The sequence below is a fragment of the Streptomyces sp. URMC 124 genome, from assembly GCF_051386455.1.
Lineage (GTDB): Bacteria > Actinomycetota > Actinomycetes > Streptomycetales > Streptomycetaceae > Streptomyces.
Genome location: NZ_JBPQTS010000009.1, coordinates 1 through 13,472, shown reverse-complemented (window position 1 = coordinate 13,472; position 13,472 = coordinate 1). Strand labels below are relative to the sequence as shown.

The window sequence follows — 13,472 nt, the reverse complement described above, 5'->3', positions numbered from 1 at the left end:
GCTCCTGCCCCCTTTGATGTTGTGCGCGGTGCTCGCGCTGGGCCGCTACGAGGAACGCCTGCTGAGCCACCCCGTGCCCGAGCACCACACGCCGCTCCAGCGCCCGCTGCAGGCCGTACCGGATCTCCCTCACCAGGAGCCGGCCTCCCACCCCCGTCAGGAGCCGGCCCCATCTGCGGGCCGGGCATCGCCTGCCGGGCCGCCGGCGGATGTCCGAGGCAGGCGTGCCGCGTGAGCGGCGGCCGCCCGGACAGGTCACACTCGTTCCATGAGCACCGGTGGACACCGGCAAGCCGGTAGGAACCAGCGGACCGCGGCCGCGCTGCTGCGGACGCACGGGCAGACGTACGCCGAGGAGGCGGGCATCCGGCTGCGCGACACCCCGCAACCGCTGTACCGGCTCGTCGTGCTGGCCTGTCTGCTCAGCGCACGGATCCGGGCGTCCGTCGCGGTCGAGACCGCACGCTCTCTGGCGGACGCCGGGATGAAGGATCCGCGGCGGATGGCCGCGGCGACCTGGCAGCAGCGTGTGGACGCGCTGGGCAAGGGCGGCTACCGCCGCTACGACGAGCGTACGGCCACCCAGCTCGGTGACGGTGCGGACCTGCTGCTCGACCGCTATCGCGGAGATGTGCGGCGGATGCGCGAGGAAGCGGGCGGTGACCGCGGGCGGCTGCGGAAGCTGCTGCAGGAGCTCCCCGGGCTCGGGCCGGCGGGCGTCGACATCTTCCTACGGGAAGTGCAGGGCGTGTGGCCGGAGGTGCACCCCTGCTTCGACGGCAAGGCCGGCGAGGGAGCCGCCCGCCTGGGTCTGCCGCGCGCGTCCGCCGCGCTGGCAGAACTGGTCGCGCGCGAGGACGCTCCGGCGTTCGCGGCCGCGCTGGTGCGGGCCGCACTCGACGAGGGGATCGCCGACGAGGTGAAGGAAGCCGCCCGGAGGGATGGCTGACCGCCCGGTGAGAAACGACTGATCGCCCATGGCGCGGGGCAGCACGAGGCGCACGAGGCGCACGAGGCGCACGAGGCGCACGAGGAACGGCCGGGTGGGCGTTCAGGTGCGGGGCGTTCAGGTGCGGGCGCGCAGGGCGTCGAGCCTGCGCCGGGCCGGCCCCAGCGACCGGCCGCGCGGTGCCGCCCCGCCCTCCGACCAGGGGTCGTCGCCGAGCCGGCCGCCGACCGTGGTGAGGGTCCAGCGGTCCGCCGTCAGCCCGGGGTCGCCGACCTCGTCCCAGCTCAGCGGGGTGGCCACGGGAGCACCGGGGCGCGCCCGGACGGCGTAGGGCACGACGGCCGTCTGGGCGTAGGCGTTGCGCTGGACGTCGAGGTAGAGCCTGCCCCGGCGGGCCGCTTTGCGCGGCTCGGTGGTCAGCCGGTCCGGGTCACGGGCGGCGAGCACGTCCGCGAGGTCGCGGGCGAACGCGCGGACGTCGTCGAACGGCGCGCGCCGGTCGAGGGGAACGAGGACGTGCAGCCCGCGCGAGCCGGTCGTCATGACCATCGACGGCAGGCGCAGCTCATTGAGCAGCTCCCGCAGCAGCAGGGCGGTTTCCCGTACGACGGTGAAGTCGTAGTCGCCCCCGGGAGCGCCCGGCGGGTCCAGGTCGATGACCAGCCGGTCGGGCCGGTCCGGGCGGTCGGCCCTGGAGAGCCAGCGGTGCGGCGTGATGCAGGCCTGGCCCGCGAGGTAGACGAGGGTGGCGGTGTCGTCGCAGACGACGTGGGTGACCGTACCGCTCTCCTTGGGGAGTTCCGCGCGGTGCACCCAGCCGGGGAAGTGGCCGGGGACGTCCTTCTGCATGAAGCACTCGCCCTGTACCCCGTCGGGGCACCGCTCCAGCATCAGGGGCCGCCCGCGCAGGTGCGGCAGCATCCGCCCGGCGACCGTCCGGTAGTACTCGGCGAGGTCGCCCTTGGTGAGGCCGGGGAAGAGAGTCTTCTCGGGGCGGCTGATCTCCACGACATGACGGCCGGTACGGATCCTCATGGCGTTCGTCCGCCCTCCCTCGGTCGAGGCCGCTCACGCCGCCTTCCGCTCGGCCGGCACCCGCGTCGCGTCACGGTCACCGTGCCATGCACGACGGGGCGCCGCAGGACGTGGACCGCCGATCGGGCGGCCCACGACCGCTCAGCTCCGGCCGAGCACCTTGCGCATCGCGTCACGGGCACGGTCGGCCGCGGCGGCCGCCGGGCCGAGCAGGGCGTTCTTGGCGGCGGACTCCGTCCCCGGGTGCGGGTGCGTCGGCGCGAAGGCCTCCGCGGCGCGCACGGCCTTGGCGAGGGCCTGCAGCCGGGCGGGGTCGCCGGCCTCCAGCAGCCGGGTGAACTCGTACGTCTCCTCGGCGCGTGCGTGGGCGCGCACGGATTCGCGCAGGGAAGTGAACTCCTCGACGAAGGCGGGCCCGTCGGGGTCCAGGCTCTCCAGCCGCTTCAGCGTCCGCTTGGCGGCTTCCTCCTCCTTGAGCCGGTCGGCCACCACGTGCTCGCCGCCCTCCGCGGCCCGCCGGGCGTAGGGGTGGACGACCTCCTCCTCAGCGGTTTCGTGCACCGCGAGGAGGTGGACGAGATGCCGGAAGGCGTGCCGCCGCTCCTCTCCGGTGCGCTCCAGCACTTGGTCGAGCAGTGTGCGGATCTCCTCGTGCTGGCTCGTCAGCAGGGCCACGACGTCATTGCTTTCCGGCCGCTGGCCGGCGGTGTCCGGGTACCCCATGGGTGTCCTCCTCGGGGATGTCGGTCGTATGCGTCGGCACGGTCCTGCGGTTACCCCGCGAGGCGTCCCTGACACGACCGGAAGGCGCTGTCCCGGCCGCAGCAGCCGGACCGGCCCTCCGGCGACCGGCTCCGGGCGGGCTCCGCTCCGGGTGCGTTCGGCTCCGGGTGCGTTCCCCGCGGCCGGGCGGAACGATGGGCCCATGAAGCGATCAGGGCAGGTGCGGATGCGCAGGGTCTACGACCCGCCCGAGGAGGCCGACGGGAGCCGGTTGCTCGTCGACCGCATCTGGCCGCGTGGCCTGAGCAAGGAGGCCGCCGCGCTCGACGAGTGGTGCAAAGACGTCGCGCCCTCGACCGCGCTGCGCACGTGGTACGGGCACGACCCGGCCCGCTTCGAGGAGTTCACCCGCCGCTACCGCGCGGAGCTGGAGGACCCCGCCCACGCGACCGCCCTCCGGCACATCGAGGAGCTCGCCCGGCACGGGACCGTGACCCTTCTCACCGCGACCCGGGACCGTGACATCAGCGCTGCCGCCGTCCTTCGGGAAGTGCTGACACGAGGCTGAGGCAGCCCTGCGGGCCCCGGCGGCTTCCGCCGGGGCCCGCAGGAGGCCGAAGAGAGCTTAAGCGGGCCGCAAGGGCTCGCCCCGGTCCGTCAGACCCGGTCGGCCGCGATGAGCAGGTACTGGAAGCTGCCGTCCTTGTACGCGGTGAGGAAGGCCTTCTCGATGCCGGTGGCCAGAGGCGACTGGGCGCGCAGCTCCCAGTACGGGATGGTGGCCTCGGTCAGGTCCACCACGGCGGCGGGGACGAGACGGTTCTTGGCCATCTCCTTGAAGTAGCTGCTGCGCGGGTGGATGTCACAGATGTAGTGGGCGTTGATCTCGCTGACGGCCCGGGACGGCAGTCCGTAGGCGTCGTTGTAGCAGCCGGTGATGGTCACGTACCGGCCGCCGTGGCTCAGCATCCGGGCGTACTCGGGGAACAGCTGGGAGAGGTCGACGTACATGGTGCTCTCGTTGTTCCAGATGGCCCGGAAGCGCCCGGTCTCGAAGCCGGTGTCCAGCATGTTCTTGAGGTGGAAGCGCACCTTGCCGGCCACGCCGTGCTTCTCGGCCTGCTCGTTGGCGAACGCCACCTGGGTCTCGGAGATGGAGACGCCGTCGACGTGGCAGCCGAACCGCTGGTTGGCGACGAGGCTGCTGCCGCCGCGGCCCGACCCGGAATCCAGCAGGTGGTCGTCGGGTCCGACGGGTCCCAGGTGGCTCAGCAGCAGGTCTGCCTGGGCGCACTCCAGGCGGTGCAGTTCGGCGGTGATCCGCTCGTCGCGGGTCTCCTCCGGCCCTTCCAGGACCGACCAGTCGGCGTCACCGATTCCGTAGTGGTGGTGGTAGATGCCGTCCACTTCGCCGAGGCGGAGGTTGACCGGGTTCTTCTCCCGGTTCCAGTACTCGGCGACGGAACGCTGATAAGCGCTGGCGAGAACCGGGGCGTGGGTCTGAAGGGTCACCGTTTCTTCTCTTTCCGATAGCTGATGAACTGATATGGATTCACTGGGTCATTGGGGCCGCTGACCGGCTCACTGGGTTGCTCGATCACTGAGTTACCGGCTCGCCGAGTTACCGGCTCGCTGAGTTACCGGTTCACTGAGCGGTTGTGCCGTGGTACCGGGGGCTGGTGGCGTGCCACTCCTTGCTGCCGCCCATCCAGGCCCACAGCCCGGCCAGGTAGCGCCGCAGCTCGGGCGAGCCGGCCGCGCTCAGGAGGGCGCACTCGGCTTCGACGGTGTGCATGAGCTCGTCGTGGATGCATGCCGCGCGGTCGACGGCCTCCTGCAGCGAGCAGTCGTCCTCGGCGGCGATGAGGTTGGGCAGGTTGGTGTCGGTGGGGTCTTCCTTGCCCATCGAGTACAGGTCGTTGAGCAGCACGTTGGCCGTACCGGCGTAGAGGTAGGTGCGGCGCACGCGCGCGTCGGCGAATTCCGCGGCGGGGAGTTCGTAGCCGCCGACCGGGTCGATCAGGACCATGCACGGGTAGAAGGCGTTCTCGTAGCGGTGCAGCATGTACTCCCAGACGGCGGGCGTCCGTCCGGAACTGCGCCACTCCGCCTCCTGGTTGTAGCCCACGAACATCACGGCCAGTTCGTGGCGCAGCCGGGCGACCTGGGTGGGACTCGCGATCTCCGCCAGGTGGTCGAGACAGGAGCGGAAGGCGCGCAGCACCGGCTCCTTCCGGACGAGGTTCTCGAACTCCGCCAGGTAGCGGGCCGGGAGCCGGACGGGGTCGACGACGGCGTGGGCCATGGCCAGGCGTGAGCCGATCAGCTCGGGGGTGGTGTCCTCCCCCTCGTCGACCCAGTGGTCGTCCACGGCCCATTCGGAGAGGCCGCACTTGGCGGCGATGAGGAGGCGCTCGGGGTCGTCGGTGTCGGGGTGGGCGAGCATGAAGAGCCTGCCGAAGTTGTGGGACCGCAGCCGTTCGAGGCGGCCCTGGAAGATCCCGATCTCCTCCGCCCATTCGACGAGCCGGTTGTTCACCTCTTCGCCGAGGGCGGGGTCGTCGCGCTCGGCGCCCGGGCAATAGAGCGGTGGTACGCGAACGGAGGCTCCCTCCGAGCCCCCGTCGCCGGCTGCTCGGGCTTCACCGGCTGCACCGGTCCGGGCTCCACCGGCCTGGGCGTCAGCGGACCGGGAGGGGGCCGACCGTGCCGGGTGCGGGAGCACCGAGGCGTCCGGGGCTGCGGAAGCGTGCCCTGCGCCGGCCACCGGCGGCGTGACGCCCGTACGGAACACGCGGGCCGCCGACGTACCCAGCCCCGTCGGCCCGGCGAGGAGGCCGTGCAGCGCGCCCGCCACGGCCGGTGCCGCGGCACCGGGCGCGAGATCGTGCGGGCGGAGGGCACTGGGCGCACCCGCCTTGAGCGGAGAAGCGCCGTCAAGCTGGGGCATCCGGGGTTCCCTTCGCTACGCGAGCAGGCATCGTGAACGGCGGTTCGTGACACCGGAGTTCTCGGGCACGGCAACCGGCCGACGAGGCACGGCCGTACCCGCCGGCACCGCCGGTCACCGCTTCCACCACCCGACCGGGCCAAGCAGCAGAGTGGCCGATCGTCGGGCAACCGCACAGCAGAAGCAGCACAAGTTCATCCGTATGTAGCTGTGTATGTTTATCCGGTCGGTTGGTGACACAGATACGACGGAAGGCCTTCGGTCCCGGGCGGCTCCGCCGGGAACCGGCCCGGCGTCAGGCTCGGGCGAGGCGGGGCAGGAGGGCTTCGGCGTTGCCCCGGTTGACGGCGTGGAGTTGGCCGGGGGCCCAGTGCCGGTGGGTGTCCAGTGCCGCGTCGTAGCCGGTGCCCCATTCCTCGGGGACCATGGGGAAGTCGCTGCCGTAGAGGATGCGTTCGGGGGACGCGAAGGCCAGGAGCGAGGGCAGTGTTGCCGGGCCGGCGGCGAAGGCGGTGTCGAAGTAGAACCGCCGCAGGTCGGCCAGGACGTCCTCGGGGGTAATGCCGGGGCGCAGCCGTCCGGCACTGGCGAACCGGTGGGCCGCGTACGGCAGGAAGCCGCCGGCGTGCGGCAGGATCATCCTGATCCGCGGGTGGCGGCGCGGGACCCCGTTGACGACCAGGTGCAGGGCGGTGCGTGTGGTGTCGTACGGGAAGTCCACGAGCGGGCCGGGCAGGTCGGGCAGGACGGCGCCGGGCGGTGCGGTGGGGTGGACGAGGACGACCGCGGCGCGTGCGTCGAGCTCGGCCCAGAGCGGCTCGAAGAGCGGGTCGCCGAGGTAGCGGCCGTGGGCGTTGGAGAGCACCATCACGCCGTCGGCGTTCAGTTCGTCGAGGGCGTGCGCCGCCTCGGCGAGCGCACCGTCCACGTCGGGCAGGGGCAGGACGGCGAAGTGCCCGAACCGGTCGGGCCGGTCCTTGACCACTTCCGCGGTGTACTCGTTGACCCTCCGGGCCGTGGCGCGGGCCCCTTCGGGGTCGTCCGGCGCACCGGTCGGGGCGGCGAACGACAGCACGCCGGCGGCGATCGACCGGCGGTCCATCATGGCGAGCGCGCCCTGTACGTCCCAGGCCGGCGCGGGCCAGCCGAAGGCGGCGGCGCGGCCGGCGATCGCACGCTGCTGCTCCGGGGGGATCAGGTGCTGGTGGACGTCGATGCGTACGGGATCCGTCATGTCTCTTCCTCACCTCATCGAAATGCCCTGCCCCTGCGGCCTACACCGGCTTTCAGAGGCCTTCAGGGGGCGCACGCCGGTCATCCACCACCAGGGGCGTACGCCCTGGTAGTTCGCCGTGCGGCCATACCTGAATTACGCATCCAAGGGCATTGCTTGGGCTGCCTTTGACTCGCCTCCGTAAGGTAATGTGTTGGCAAAGGGGTGGCTGTACCCGCCGAGCCCGGCCCGGCCGTGGACGCCCCGGTTCCCCGGTGCTCTCACCGCGAGCGGCAACCCCACAAGGGCCCGCCCTCTCCGGCTCCGGGACCGGCGCGGCCGCGATGCGCGCCGCGCCGGCCGCCGTGCCCCTTCGTGCCACCACCGACGCACCACCACCGAACCCGGCATCCAGTGCTGACCTTGAACACCGCGCCCCGGGCACGCCCGCGGCCGCAGGAGAAAGGCCACCATGAAGTCCCTTGCAGACAACGCCCGGTCCTTCAGTACGCACGTGGCGGAGCGCGCCGACGAGTTCCGCGCCCTCGAAGCCGGCCAGTACCCGCAGGCGCTGTTCATCACCTGCTCCGACTCCCGCGTCGTGCCCGCCCTGATCACGGGCGCACGGCCGGGCGAGTTGTTCGAGCTGCGGACGGCGGGCAACATCGTGCCCGAGTACCGCAGCGGCCATCCCACCGGCGAGACGGCCACCATCGAGTACGCGGTCCGTGTCCTGGGCGTCAGCGACATCGTCGTGTGCGGGCACTCCCACTGCGGCGCCGTCAGCGCCCTGGTGCGCGGCGACGACCTCTCCGGCGCACCGGCGGTGCGCGGCTGGCTGGAACGGGCCGCGCCGCCGCCCGGGCCGGCGGTCCCCGACTCCCCCGACCTGGCGGAGGCCGTCCAGCGCCACGCCATGGCCCAGGTGGAACGGCTCCACGCCCATCCGTGCGTCGCGGAGCGGATCGGGGACGGCACGCTGTCCGTCCACGCCTGGTACTACGAAGTGCACACCGGCGTCGTCAGGGCGCACCGGGCGGACGCGAACGGACACCAGTGGTTCCGGCCACTGTGAGCGCCGGGCACGGCTCGGTGCCCGGCGGGCGTTGCGGAGCAGGAAGGAGATCACCGTGTTCGACCTCAAGGCAGAGGCAGACATGCGCCTGTTCTCGGACAGGCTGGCTGCGGACCTCGCCCGGCTGAAGCGCGGCGGGGAGAGCGGGGGACCGTCGGCCGAGGACCCGGGGGACGAGGCGCCCCCACCCGGGGAACCGGCTGCGGCCGGCTGACCGCGACGTCCCCCGCCCCGACCGGCCAGGGTGAGCGGTCGGGGCGGGGCGGTCGCCCACCCCCACCGCCGTGGCCTGCGGGGACAGCAGCGATGATGCCCCCATGGCAACGAACCTCAGGCTCTTCGCGGACTACTTCCAGATCCACATCCTGGACGACGAGTCCGACGGCGACCTCAGCGACGTGTGGAACGAGCAGACCGTCCGGGACGGGCTCGGCGTCGCCGAGGACGCCCTGGCCATCGGCACCTCCGTCAACGTCAACGTGGCCGTCAGCGTCCACATACTCGAGGCCCGGCCGGACGACGACAGCGACGACCACGACCACGTCGTCGAAGCGAGCCTCAACCTGACCTCGGGACGCCTCGTCGTGCTGGGCTGCACCGACTACTTCCCCGACGCGGCGCGCTTCGACATGCCCGCCGGATGGACCCGCGTACGGGCTTCCCGACGCAACCTGGCCGCGGCCGTCGAGGCGGACATCGACTCGGACAACACGCCCGAGACCACCGAACACCTCAGACTCCAGGCCTGGCCCGCGCCGTACGCCGAGCCGCACATCACCAAGCGCTGGTCCTGACGGGAAGACAGCGGCCCCTGCGTGTGTTCCCTGCGTGCAGTGAACAGGGGAACGACAGGAAGGGGACGCCGTGTCCGTGGAATTCACCGAGGAGACTCGGCAGCTGCTGGACGGGAAGAACTACGCGACGGTCGCCACCATCAACCGTGACGGCGGGCCGCAGACCTCGGTGGTCTGGATCGGGAGAGAGGGGGACACGGTGGTGTTCTCCACCACGGCGGGGCGCCTGAAGGCCCGGAACCTGGCCCGGGAGCCGCGCATCAGCCTCACCGTGTTCGACACCGAGAATCCGTACCACTCCGTGGACATCCGCGGTACCGCCGAGCTCATCGAGGACCCGGACAAGGAACTGCCGCGCAGGCTCTCCCAGAAGTACCGCGGCGAGGACCCGCCGGCCGAGCCGGATGACGTGGTCCGGCTGGTCGTCCGGGTGACGCCGCAGAAGGTCACCGGGTTCAGGGGAGGAAGGGCCGCGGGCTAGTAGTTGCCGGCGGGACCCTGCCGGGCGGGGACGGTGGGCCTGGTGGGCGTTGCGGGCGGGGCCGGCGTGGTCGGTGTCGGCGGCGTGGCGCGGAGCAAGTAGCCGGAGAACCAGGTGGGGAACGCGCGGCGTAGAGCGCTCGGGCCGGTCAGGACGACGGCCTTCGAGTGCAGGAGCGGGGCCCACGGGGTGTGGCCGAGCCAGTAGCCGGTGAGGGCTTCCAGGTCCGCGTCGACGCGCAGGGCCACCTCGAAGCCGCCGTCGTCGGTGCACAGGTCGACGTCCGGGCGCCGGACGTGCAGGAAGTACGGCCCGCGGTCCGCTCCGCGGAAGCGCAGTTCGACAACGGTGCGTTCGGCCGGCAGCCGCTCGGGCACGGTGCGGCGGCGGATGTCCCACACGAGCGCGTCCGGGTCGAGGTGCTCGGGCCGCAGGCCGCGCCGGTCCCATTCCATGGCCCATCCGCCCAGTTCCCGCACCACCGGCGCCAGGTTCTCGCCCGCCTCGGTGAGCTGGTACCCGCCGTCTTCCCGGGCCACGATCCCGGCCTTCTCGAGGGTCTTGAGGCGCGTCGACAGCACGGTCCGCGAGATGCGCGGCAGCCCCCTGCGGATGTCGTTGAAGTGCCGCTCCCCCATCATCAGCTCCCGCACGACCAGCAGCGTCCACCGCTCGCCCAGGACTTCCAGCGCGCGGGCGACCGCGCAGAACTGCCCGTATCCGCTCATGGGGCCCACCGTAGCGGCCCGGGGCGGTCCGGAATCCGTACTTGCCACGCCGCGACAGCGATCTAGCGTGGGGGCCATGAGCAGCGACAACCATCAAACGACCGCCCCTTCGGGTCTGGACTTCCTGCGTTCGATCATCGAGGGACGTACGCCGCAGGCCCCCATCTCCCACACGCTCGGCTTCACGCTCGTGGCCGCCGGCCCCGGCAACGCGGTCTTCGAAGGCGAAACGGGCGAGCACCTGTACAACCCGATGGGCACCGTGCACGGCGGCTACCTGACCACCTTGCTGGACTCGGCCCTCGGCTCCGCGGTCCTCAGCCGCCTGCCCGCCGGCCTGGGATACACCACCGCACAGCTCAACGTGAACCTCATCCGGCCGGTGACCGCCCGCACGGGAAAGCTGCGGGCGACGGGTACCGCCGTCCACGTCGGCCGCACCCTGGGCACCGCCGAAGCGCAGGTGACCGGCGTCGACGACGGGAAGCTGTACGCGCACGCCACCACCACGTGCGCGATCTTCCCCATACGGTGAGAGCGGCTCGCGGGTGAACGCCCGGAGGCGGGCCGACGGGGCGATCCCGGAAGGCGGCTTCGCCGGGGCCCGTCTTCTGCCACTCTCTGTTGTCCATGAGCTCCATGGATTCCGCGAACCGGCGGAGGGACCGGCGTAAGAGCCGGCGTAGGCCCGAACGCCCTCGCCTGCGTACCGTCCTGGCCGTCGTCGGCTTGCTGTGGGCCGTGGCCGCGTGCGGCAGCGGTGGGCACTCCGAGGGCGTCCGGGCGACGGCACCGACGACGCCGACAGCACCGGCCGAGTCCTTCCCGGCATCCCCCACCACCACGTTCCAGGGTGCGTGGCCCTCCCCCGTCGGCGAAAGCGGTGCCGTCGACGTGGCCGACATGGTGTCGCTGGGCGCGCGCCTCGCCTACGCCTATGACCAGGACGACATGGGTGTCACCGCCTACCGACTCGATTCCGGTGACGTCGCCTGGCACACCGCCGTACCGAACGCCGTGGCGGTGGCGCAGGCGCCGCGTCCGGCCGGCGACGAGGTGATCGGCGCCTTCGCCACGACGGAACCGGGCAGGGGTACGGCGGCCGACCGGCGGGGCACCACCGTCATCGCGCTGGACGCCCGGACCGGCAGGCCTCTGTGGACGCGCGTGATGCCGGTTGCCGCGGACACGGCGGCCGAGGCCGCTCCCCATGTGGTCGGCGCCGACACCCGGCACGTACTCGTCTCCTCGTACGAGCCGGGTTACGCACAGACGCCTCCCCTGTCCGCCCTGCTCGACACGCGGACCGGCCGAGTCCTCTGGACCGACTCCGACTTCCGGGGAGTGGACCTGGAACGGTCGGCGGCCGTCGGTGTGCGCGGTGACGGTGACTTCGTGGGCAAGTCCACCTCGGACGGCACCCAGCTGTGGCAGCGGGACCTTCGGCTCGGCGAGGCCCGCACCTCGGACCCGGGCCCCGGACTGACCCTGGCCGACGGCGTCGAGGCGGGCAGCACCCTGCTCATCGACCCCGCAACCGGCGCGACCCGTCTGGACTCGGGTGACACCTCCCTCGACAGGTGCCACTACGACGGCCTGTCCACGACGGTCTGCTCCGGAACCGACGGCACGGGCGGCGGCGCTGCCTGGGCCGTGGACGTGCGTACGGCACGCGTCCTGTGGCGCCTGCCCGACGCATCGGCCGGCCGTATCGCCCCCGAGGTCACCTCGGCGTGGCACGGGGTGGTCTACGCCGAGGCCGGTCAGGCCATGACCCTCGACGCCCGCACGGGCAGGGACCTGCATACGGACATCGGCCCCGTCTCCCCGTCTCTGGTCAACGGCGGCTACGGCCTGGTCTACGACTCGGCGGCCCGGGCGATCGACGTCTACCAGGCCCAGGGGTCGTAGACCGGCCTTCCGGGCGTGCGGCAGGATGGGGCCATGAGCGTTGTGAAGATCAATTCCCTCACCGTCCCGGCCGAGCAGCGCGAGGTCCTGGAGCAGCGGTTCGCGTCGCGTGCGGGCACGGTGGAGAGTGCCGACGGTTTCGAGTGGTTCGAGCTGCTGCGACCGCTGGAGGGCACGGACAACTACCTCGTCTACACGCGCTGGCGCAGCGAGGAGGACTTCCGGTCGTGGATGGAGGGACCGATGAAGGCCGCGCACCAGGGCGGTGGCGAGGGTGCCCCCAAGCACAAGCCTGCCGCCACGGGGTCGACGGTGTGGTCCTTCGAGGTCGTCCAGCAGGCCGCGCCCAAGGCCAAGGAGGCCTGATCTCGGCGGGCCCCAGCGGGCCGGCGGGCTGGGGCCCGCTGGCCCGATCTTGCGCATAGCTGACCCTGTCGATGCTTTCAGGCCAAGATCACGGCGCCGAGGATGGGGGAAATCCCGATCCACCCGGCGCCGCCGACCGAGCGGCGGATGCCCGAGCCTGCCAGGAGAGACATGTCCTTGGAAATGCGCAACATCTGCGAACGCTGCGAGACCGCCGTTCTGCCGCAGGACTCACCTGCCCGCATCTGCTCGCACGAGTGCACCTTCTGCGTGCCCTGCAGCGACGCCATGCAGAACGTCTGCCCCAACTGCGGCGGCGAACTGGTGGCGCGTCCCCGGCGCGTGCCGTCCTCGCGCCCGGCTCACTGATGCCGACCACGCTTTCCATTCGACCATTCCTGCCCGATTTCGGGCAGGAAATGACAGAATGGGCAGCTCCGGCATTACAGTGATCACCCATGATCACCGTCTCCGCACTGGGGTCCTTCGCGCTGATCGTCGGACTCCTCACCCTCACCCCCGGCCTCGACACCGCCCTCATCCTGCGCACCGCCGCCCTGGGGCACCGCAGGCGCGTCTGGGGTGTCGTCCTCGGCATTCAGACGGGGACCCTCCTGTGGGGAGTGCTCAGCTCGCTCGGCATCACCGCCGTGCTGACCGCTTCCGACCTCGCCTACGCAGTACTCCGCTGGGTGGGAGCCGCGTATCTGGTGTGGATGGGAGGCCGGATCCTCATACCCGCCTTGCGCCGACAGGCCGACTCCAGTTCCGGCTCCGGCTCCGGCTCCGGTTCCGAATCCGGCGGCCCCGGCTCCCCGGCCGACGCCGCGGACGCGCAGGACGGGCCCGGCACGACGGATACCCGGGACAGTTTCCGCGGTGGCTGGCGCCGGGGCACCGTGACCAATCTGCTCAACCCCAAGATGGGCGCCTTCTACGTGGCCGTCCTGCCGCAGTTCATCCCGGCCGGCGCCTCGCACGTCCTGTCCGGCACGATGCTGGCCGGCGTGCACGTCCTGCTCGCGACGCTCTGGTCCGGCGTACTGATCGCCTTCGCACGGGCGCTCCGCACCAAGCTGCAGCGGCCCTCGGCACGGCGGCTCCTCGACCGCGTCAGCGGCACGGTCATCGCCGCCTTCGGCGTCCGTCTCGCCCTCGGCGACTGAAGAACGCCCCGGCCCCGGCCACCGCGGAAACTGTCCCGGGTATCCGTCGTGCCGGGCCCGTCCTGCGCGTCCGCGGCGTCG

At 72.0% G+C, this 13,472-nt stretch carries 17 protein-coding genes; 11 read left to right on the top strand and 6 right to left on the bottom strand.

Going from position 1 to position 13,472, the window contains the following annotated elements; translation table 11 throughout:
• The first annotated feature begins 268 nt into the window (after window positions 1-268).
• Entirely contained in the window at window positions 269-949 is a 681-nt protein-coding gene (locus ACSNOG_RS03235; RefSeq protein WP_436750970.1) for an endonuclease, read from the top strand.
• A 117-nt stretch (window positions 950-1,066) separates the two neighbouring features.
• Here ACSNOG_RS03235 and ligD read toward each other — a convergent pair whose 3' ends face one another.
• Together ligD and ACSNOG_RS03225 are read right to left on the bottom strand one after the other, a co-directional pair.
• On the bottom strand, window positions 1,067-1,984 hold the full coding sequence (gene ligD / locus ACSNOG_RS03230) for a non-homologous end-joining DNA ligase (RefSeq protein WP_436750969.1): 918 nt from the start codon (window positions 1,982-1,984) through the stop codon (window positions 1,067-1,069).
• A gap of 141 nt (window positions 1,985-2,125) precedes the next feature.
• Window positions 2,126-2,707, bottom strand: a complete 582-nt coding sequence (locus ACSNOG_RS03225; protein ID WP_436750968.1) for a hemerythrin domain-containing protein — start codon at window positions 2,705-2,707, stop codon at window positions 2,126-2,128.
• Window positions 2,708-2,909: 202 nt separating this feature from the next.
• On the opposite strand from ACSNOG_RS03225, the gene ACSNOG_RS03220 reads away from it, so the two are divergent.
• The gene (locus ACSNOG_RS03220) at window positions 2,910-3,275 is read left to right on the top strand and encodes a DUF488 domain-containing protein (RefSeq protein ID WP_436750967.1); all 366 of its coding nucleotides are present in this window, start codon (window positions 2,910-2,912) and stop codon (window positions 3,273-3,275) included.
• Window positions 3,276-3,364: 89 nt separating this feature from the next.
• Here the strand turns inward: ACSNOG_RS03220 and ACSNOG_RS03215 are convergent, their stop codons facing one another.
• The 3 genes from ACSNOG_RS03215 to ACSNOG_RS03205 form a co-directional block, all read right to left on the bottom strand.
• Window positions 3,365-4,219 carry a geranyl diphosphate 2-C-methyltransferase gene (locus ACSNOG_RS03215; RefSeq protein ID WP_436750966.1) on the bottom strand — a complete coding sequence of 285 codons (855 nt, stop codon included), beginning with the start codon at window positions 4,217-4,219 and terminating at the stop codon, window positions 3,365-3,367.
• 133 nt (window positions 4,220-4,352) lie between these two features.
• Window positions 4,353-5,657, bottom strand: a complete 1,305-nt coding sequence (locus tag ACSNOG_RS03210) for a family 2 encapsulin nanocompartment cargo protein terpene cyclase (RefSeq protein ID WP_436750965.1) — start codon at window positions 5,655-5,657, stop codon at window positions 4,353-4,355.
• A gap of 295 nt (window positions 5,658-5,952) precedes the next feature.
• Window positions 5,953-6,891 (bottom strand): amidohydrolase family protein, encoded by a 939-nt coding sequence (locus tag ACSNOG_RS03205; RefSeq protein ID WP_436750964.1) that lies wholly within the window; start codon window positions 6,889-6,891, stop codon window positions 5,953-5,955.
• 451 nt (window positions 6,892-7,342) lie between these two features.
• On the opposite strand from ACSNOG_RS03205, the gene ACSNOG_RS03200 reads away from it, so the two are divergent.
• The 4 genes from ACSNOG_RS03200 to ACSNOG_RS03185 all read left to right on the top strand — a co-directional run bounded on the left by ACSNOG_RS03200 (window position 7,343) and on the right by ACSNOG_RS03185 (window position 9,220).
• Window positions 7,343-7,945, top strand: coding sequence for a carbonic anhydrase (locus ACSNOG_RS03200; protein WP_436750963.1), 603 nt, complete (start codon window positions 7,343-7,345; stop codon window positions 7,943-7,945).
• Window positions 7,946-8,000: 55 nt separating this feature from the next.
• The gene (locus tag ACSNOG_RS03195; protein WP_436750962.1) at window positions 8,001-8,159 is read left to right on the top strand and encodes a hypothetical protein; all 159 of its coding nucleotides are present in this window, start codon (window positions 8,001-8,003) and stop codon (window positions 8,157-8,159) included.
• Between the two features lie 103 nt (window positions 8,160-8,262).
• Window positions 8,263-8,739, top strand: a complete 477-nt coding sequence (locus ACSNOG_RS03190) for a hypothetical protein (protein WP_436750961.1) — start codon at window positions 8,263-8,265, stop codon at window positions 8,737-8,739.
• 70 nt (window positions 8,740-8,809) lie between these two features.
• Window positions 8,810-9,220: a PPOX class F420-dependent oxidoreductase gene (locus ACSNOG_RS03185; protein ID WP_436750960.1), complete on the top strand. Its 411-nt coding sequence runs from the start codon at window positions 8,810-8,812 to the stop codon at window positions 9,218-9,220.
• Here ACSNOG_RS03185 and ACSNOG_RS03180 read toward each other — a convergent pair.
• On the bottom strand, window positions 9,217-9,948 hold the full coding sequence (locus ACSNOG_RS03180; RefSeq protein WP_436750959.1) for a winged helix-turn-helix transcriptional regulator: 732 nt from the start codon (window positions 9,946-9,948) through the stop codon (window positions 9,217-9,219). The genes ACSNOG_RS03185 and ACSNOG_RS03180 overlap by 4 nt on opposite strands.
• A gap of 76 nt (window positions 9,949-10,024) precedes the next feature.
• Here ACSNOG_RS03180 and ACSNOG_RS03175 point away from each other — a divergent pair, with 76 nt between their 5' ends.
• From ACSNOG_RS03175 to ACSNOG_RS03155, 5 genes are all read left to right on the top strand, one after another.
• Window positions 10,025-10,483 (top strand): PaaI family thioesterase, encoded by a 459-nt coding sequence (locus ACSNOG_RS03175; protein WP_436750958.1) that lies wholly within the window; start codon window positions 10,025-10,027, stop codon window positions 10,481-10,483.
• A 104-nt stretch (window positions 10,484-10,587) separates the two neighbouring features.
• The gene (locus tag ACSNOG_RS03170; protein WP_436750957.1) at window positions 10,588-11,859 is read left to right on the top strand and encodes an outer membrane protein assembly factor BamB family protein; all 1,272 of its coding nucleotides are present in this window, start codon (window positions 10,588-10,590) and stop codon (window positions 11,857-11,859) included.
• A gap of 33 nt (window positions 11,860-11,892) precedes the next feature.
• A complete protein-coding gene (locus ACSNOG_RS03165; protein ID WP_436750956.1) occupies window positions 11,893-12,225 on the top strand; it encodes an antibiotic biosynthesis monooxygenase family protein in 333 nt (110 codons plus the stop codon).
• 171 nt (window positions 12,226-12,396) lie between these two features.
• A complete protein-coding gene (locus ACSNOG_RS03160; protein WP_436750955.1) occupies window positions 12,397-12,594 on the top strand; it encodes a DUF1272 domain-containing protein in 198 nt (65 codons plus the stop codon).
• A gap of 89 nt (window positions 12,595-12,683) precedes the next feature.
• Complete coding sequence (locus ACSNOG_RS03155) at window positions 12,684-13,391, top strand: LysE family translocator (RefSeq protein ID WP_436750954.1); 708 nt, start codon at window positions 12,684-12,686, stop codon at window positions 13,389-13,391.
• Window positions 13,392-13,472 lie beyond the last annotated feature (81 nt).

Coding starts and splice junctions, on each gene's coding strand:
- ACSNOG_RS03205 (WP_436750964.1), bottom strand. CDS start 6,891: ATGACGGATCCCGTACGCATCGACGTCCACCAGCACCTGATCCCCCCG.
- ligD (WP_436750969.1), bottom strand. CDS start 1,984: ATGAGGATCCGTACCGGCCGTCATGTCGTGGAGATCAGCCGCCCCGAG.
- ACSNOG_RS03180 (WP_436750959.1), bottom strand. CDS start 9,948: ATGAGCGGATACGGGCAGTTCTGCGCGGTCGCCCGCGCGCTGGAAGTC.
- ACSNOG_RS03160 (WP_436750955.1), top strand. CDS start 12,397: ATGTCCTTGGAAATGCGCAACATCTGCGAACGCTGCGAGACCGCCGTT.
- ACSNOG_RS03190 (WP_436750961.1), top strand. CDS start 8,263: ATGGCAACGAACCTCAGGCTCTTCGCGGACTACTTCCAGATCCACATC.
- ACSNOG_RS03220 (WP_436750967.1), top strand. CDS start 2,910: ATGAAGCGATCAGGGCAGGTGCGGATGCGCAGGGTCTACGACCCGCCC.
- ACSNOG_RS03210 (WP_436750965.1), bottom strand. CDS start 5,657: ATGCCCCAGCTTGACGGCGCTTCTCCGCTCAAGGCGGGTGCGCCCAGT.
- ACSNOG_RS03175 (WP_436750958.1), top strand. CDS start 10,025: ATGAGCAGCGACAACCATCAAACGACCGCCCCTTCGGGTCTGGACTTC.
- ACSNOG_RS03235 (WP_436750970.1), top strand. CDS start 269: ATGAGCACCGGTGGACACCGGCAAGCCGGTAGGAACCAGCGGACCGCG.
- ACSNOG_RS03200 (WP_436750963.1), top strand. CDS start 7,343: ATGAAGTCCCTTGCAGACAACGCCCGGTCCTTCAGTACGCACGTGGCG.
- ACSNOG_RS03170 (WP_436750957.1), top strand. CDS start 10,588: ATGGATTCCGCGAACCGGCGGAGGGACCGGCGTAAGAGCCGGCGTAGG.
- ACSNOG_RS03155 (WP_436750954.1), top strand. CDS start 12,684: ATGATCACCGTCTCCGCACTGGGGTCCTTCGCGCTGATCGTCGGACTC.
- ACSNOG_RS03225 (WP_436750968.1), bottom strand. CDS start 2,707: ATGGGGTACCCGGACACCGCCGGCCAGCGGCCGGAAAGCAATGACGTC.
- ACSNOG_RS03165 (WP_436750956.1), top strand. CDS start 11,893: ATGAGCGTTGTGAAGATCAATTCCCTCACCGTCCCGGCCGAGCAGCGC.